The organism is Alcanivorax sp. (assembly GCF_051117345.1).
GTDB lineage: Bacteria > Pseudomonadota > Gammaproteobacteria > Pseudomonadales > Alcanivoracaceae > Alcanivorax.
Genome location: NZ_JBNPEC010000165.1, coordinates 1 through 4,173 on the forward strand (window position 1 = coordinate 1; position 4,173 = coordinate 4,173).

The window sequence follows — 4,173 nt, forward strand, 5'->3', positions numbered from 1 at the left end:
CATGAGCCCAAGGCGCAAAGCGACGGGCTGGAAGCGGCGGACGTCTTGCAGCTGCCTCCGGAAACGGTCTTCAAGACGCTGTTGGCGCTGGTGATGAGCAGCCGGTGGTGGCCATGGTGCCGGTGGCGCATCAACTGGATCTGAAATGTCTGGCCAGGGCCCATGGTGGAAAGAAGGCGGCCATGTGTCCGGGTGACAGGGCGCAGCGCCTGACAGGCTATGTGCTCGGTGGTATCAGTCCGCTGGGGCAGAAAAAACGGCTACCGATGTATCTGGATTCCAGTGCCCAATCACACAATCCCATCTACATGAGCGCCGGTCGGCGCGGGCTGGAAATCGCCATGGCGCCGCAAGATCTGCTGGGCCTGACGAACGGAAAAATGGTGACGTTGGTTCGCGACTGACCAACCCTTCCGTAGGAGCGTCGCTGGCGGCGCGATCACAGACCAGGATCAAAAGCATTTTCACCACAGAGGGCACAGAGTTCACCGAGAAAAAGAACGCATTTCTCTGTGTTTCTGTGCCCTCTGTGGTAATACCGTCTTTTTAAATGTTGGGTTATCGCGCCGCGAGCGACGCTCCTACTGATAGGTTTGATTACACCTTCGCAAACGCCTTGCGCGCTGCCGCAATGGTGGCGTCGATGTCCTCATCGCTGTGCGCTGCTGACACGAAACCCGCTTCAAAGGCACTGGGGGCGAGATACACGCCTTGGTCCAGCATGGCGTGGAAGAAGCGGTTAAAGCGCTCGCTGTCGCAGGCCATCACGTCCGCGAAGCTACTGATACGGCTCTGGTCGGTGAAGAACAAGCCGAACATGGCTCCAGCTTGCGCGGTGGTGAAGGCGACGCCTTCGGCGTGGGCAGCTGCCGTCATGCCATCCAGCAGGCGGGTGGTTTTTTCCGTCAGAGCCTCGTGGAAACCGGGTTCGCTGAGCAGGTTGAGGGTGGTCAGTCCGGCGGCCATAGCCACCGGGTTACCAGACAGGGTGCCGGCCTGATAGACCGGGCCCAGCGGTGCCAGATGTTCCATGATCGCTTTCTTGCCGCCAAAGGCGCCCACCGGCATACCGCCACCGATGATCTTGCCCAGGGTGGTCATGTCCGGGGTCACGTCGTAGAGCGCCTGAGCGCCGCCCAGGGCTACCCGGAAGCCGGTCATGACTTCGTCGAAGATCAGCACGCTGCCGTGGTCGTCACAGTATTGGCGCAGGGCCTGCAGGAACGCCTTGGTGGGCGGCACGCAGTTCATGTTGCCGGCCACCGGCTCGACGATGACGGCGGCAATCTGGTCGCCGTATTCATTGAAGGCGGCTTCTACGCTGGCAGCGTCGTTGTAATCCAAAACCAGGGTATCGCCGGTCACGGCGGCGGGCACACCCGGTGAGCCGGGGATGCCCATGGCGCCGGAACCGGCCTTCACCAGCAGGCTATCCACATGCCCGTGGTAGCACCCTTCGAATTTGATGATTTTGTCGCGGCCGGTATAGCCCCGGGCTAGGCGGATGGCACTCATGGTGGCTTCGGTGCCGGAGTTGACCATGCGCACCATGTCCATGGAGGGCACCAGTTCGCAGACCTTGTCCGCCATGGCCACTTCGGTGGCGGTGGGAGCGCCGAAGCTGAGGCCGTTCTGCACGGCGGCCTGCACGGCGGCAATCACCTGGGGATGGTTGTGGCCGAGGATCATCGGGCCCCAGGATCCCACGTAGTCGATGTAGCGGTTGTCATCTTCATCGTGCAGATAGGCGCCGCTGGCGGAGTGGAAAAACACCGGGGTGCCGCCTACGCTTTTGAAGGCTCGTACCGGGGAATTAACACCACCGGGAATGTGTTTCTGGGCCTGACGGAAAAGCTGTTCGGAGTGCTTGCGGCTCATGGGGTGTCCTCTTTGTCTGGCTGTTGGCGATGCCTGGCATCGCAGGCCGCGCGGGCGGCGGGTGTGCGGCTGAGCACACACGGGAAATTACGGTTGATGGTGTCGTCGGGGCATGAAGGCCCCATGACACGGGCGGGCCCGGGGCCCGCCTCGGAAGTGGCGGCATTATGAGGGGTGAGTGGCGGCTTGGCCAGTAGGGCGTCCGGGGGGTCAGGGGGTGGCCGCTGTTGGAGTCAGATCCTTGATCCAGTATTGCTGCTCGTCATCCGCCATGCGCGGATCGAAATCCAGACGAATATGGCGGGGATAACCCTGCTGCGGGTGGTAGTCCACGTCTACCTGGTGCCACCCTTTGCGTTGTTTTTCCTCAATCAGGGCAAACCAGGCTTCCACGGTGCGGGCCAGGGGCGCCAGCTCGTCATTGTCGGGGTTTTCCAATCGGGCCTGTTGGTCGCTGACCAGAACACTGGCGGGGAGCAGGGCCCGGGGACCACAGTAGCATTGCTGGCGGGCTTGGTAGCGGTAATGCTCCAGACCCTGGTCGGCCCAGCGCTGTCGTGCCTGGATCAAAGGGTCATTTGCGGCGTCCGGGCTGCCCGCCTGGCAGGCGGACAGGGTTGCAAGCAGCAGCGTTATCAGCGGGCGCGAGCTCAGCATGAGGCGCTGCCTTTACGGCGCCGCAACACCAGCAGTGCCAGCAGGCCGGTCAGGAAGCCGGCGCTGCCGCCGTCATCGCCGAAATCTTGTGGCGGAGTGTCGTCGTTAAGGGTGTTGTCATCGCCGGTTGGGGTGATCTCGTTGTTCAGGGCGATGGTCGCCGCCGCCGAGGGCGTGGAGCTGCCGGCACTGTTGAGGCTGGCTACCCGGTAGCGATAACGGTTGCCGATGGTGACTCGGGTATCGGTGTAGCGGGTGCTGTTGGCATTCAGCTCAGCGATGGCCTGCCAGGCAAGCCACGTGTCGCCGTCCCAGCGCTGGCGTTCGATGCGGAAGCCGAATTCATTGTCGGCATTATCCTGCCATTGCAATACCACGGCGGTGTTCTGGCGCTGTGCCTGCAGGTTGTCAGGGCCGGCCGGTGTGCGCTCGAAGAGCCGCTCAGCGCTGTTACTGAGCGGCGAGGAGCCCACGGCATTGAAGGCCTGCACTTGATAACGGTATAGCGTGCCTGTGACGACAGAGCTGTCATCGTGGCGGCTCTGGTTACTGCCCAGCTCGGCGAGACTCTGCCACTCGCTCCAGGTCTGCCCGTTGAATTGCTGGCGCAGAATCCGGAAGCCGGTTTCGTTGTCGGCATTGTCCTGCCAGATCAGGCGGAGGGCGTCTTCCAGCAGGCGACTGGTCAGGTTGGAAGGCGCTTCGGGCCGTGAACCAAACTGGATCTCGGCCAGATTGGAGGGGGCGGAGGCCAGGGTGGCGTTATGGGCAATGACACGGTACTGGTAGCGCTCGCCGAGTACGGCGGTGCTGTCCAGATATTGCTCACTGTCCGCGGCCAGGTCTTCGACCAGACTGGTCCAGGCTGTCCAGCTGCCATTATTGTCCCGGCGGCGCTGGATTTCGTAGCGTTGCTCATTGTCCGCCTGGTCGCTCCAGGTCAACTGGATGCCGTCTTGCGCCAAGGCCGTGGTCAGGTTGGCCGGGGCAGTCGGTGTGCCTTCGACCATGATGCTGACGATGTTGGAGCTGTCGCCGGTGATGTCGTTGCCTTCGGCAATGACCCGGTACTGATAGTTGCGATCAGTGTCGATGCCGGTATCGGTATGGCTCTCGCTGTCTGCCGGCAGGCTGACCAGCGGCGCCCAGCCGCTGTTGTTACTGTCGCGCTCGATCCGGTAACCGGTTTCGGTAAATGCCCGGTCGGTCCAGGTCAGGGTCGCCTGTGGGGGCTCCTGCTGGACCTGGGCCTGCAGGTCGTTGGGCTGGCTGGACACAATGTCATAGGCCAGAGGGGTGGTCAGTTGGTTGTTACCGGGAAGGATGTCCTTCACTTCGCTGCCACTGATCGTGGCTGTCTGTGTCAGAAGAGCGTCAGCCGGGGTGGTGCTGGTGATGCGCAGTGTCAGGCTGGCAGGGGTGAAGGGTGGTGTCAGAGAGCAGCTATAGCTGCGCTGATCCGAGGCAATGGTGCAGTTCCCTTCCGGCAGGCTCAGTTCGTTGATCCTGGCGTTGCTCAGGTCTCCCTGCAGTTGGATCTGGTCCGGCGCCCGGGAAGCTTGCTGGTAGTCCACGGCAAAGGCTAGCGCCAGGGTGGTGCCGGTGCTGTTATCGAAGCTATCCGGGTTGTTGCTGTCG

General features: G+C 62.4%; 4 protein-coding genes. 1 reads left to right on the forward strand and 3 read right to left on the reverse strand.

Annotation, left to right across the window (positions count from 1 at the left end; all coding sequences use genetic code 11):
- The first annotated feature begins 113 nt into the window (after positions 1-113).
- On the forward strand, positions 114-404 hold the full coding sequence (locus ACFE0K_RS10935; protein ID WP_434536098.1) for a YbaK/EbsC family protein: 291 nt from the start codon (positions 114-116) through the stop codon (positions 402-404).
- 193 nt (positions 405-597) lie between these two features.
- Here ACFE0K_RS10935 and hemL read toward each other — a convergent pair whose 3' ends face one another.
- From hemL to ACFE0K_RS10950, 3 genes are all read right to left on the reverse strand, one after another.
- Positions 598-1,878: a glutamate-1-semialdehyde 2,1-aminomutase gene (hemL, locus tag ACFE0K_RS10940; protein WP_434536099.1), complete on the reverse strand. Its 1,281-nt coding sequence runs from the start codon at positions 1,876-1,878 to the stop codon at positions 598-600.
- Between the two features lie 210 nt (positions 1,879-2,088).
- Entirely contained in the window at positions 2,089-2,535 is a 447-nt protein-coding gene (locus ACFE0K_RS10945; RefSeq protein ID WP_434536100.1) for a DUF6174 domain-containing protein, read from the reverse strand.
- A partial coding sequence (locus ACFE0K_RS10950; RefSeq protein WP_434536101.1) for a fibronectin type III domain-containing protein occupies positions 2,529-4,173 on the reverse strand: 1,645 nt, incomplete at its 5' end. The genes ACFE0K_RS10950 and ACFE0K_RS10945, both read right to left, overlap by 7 nt.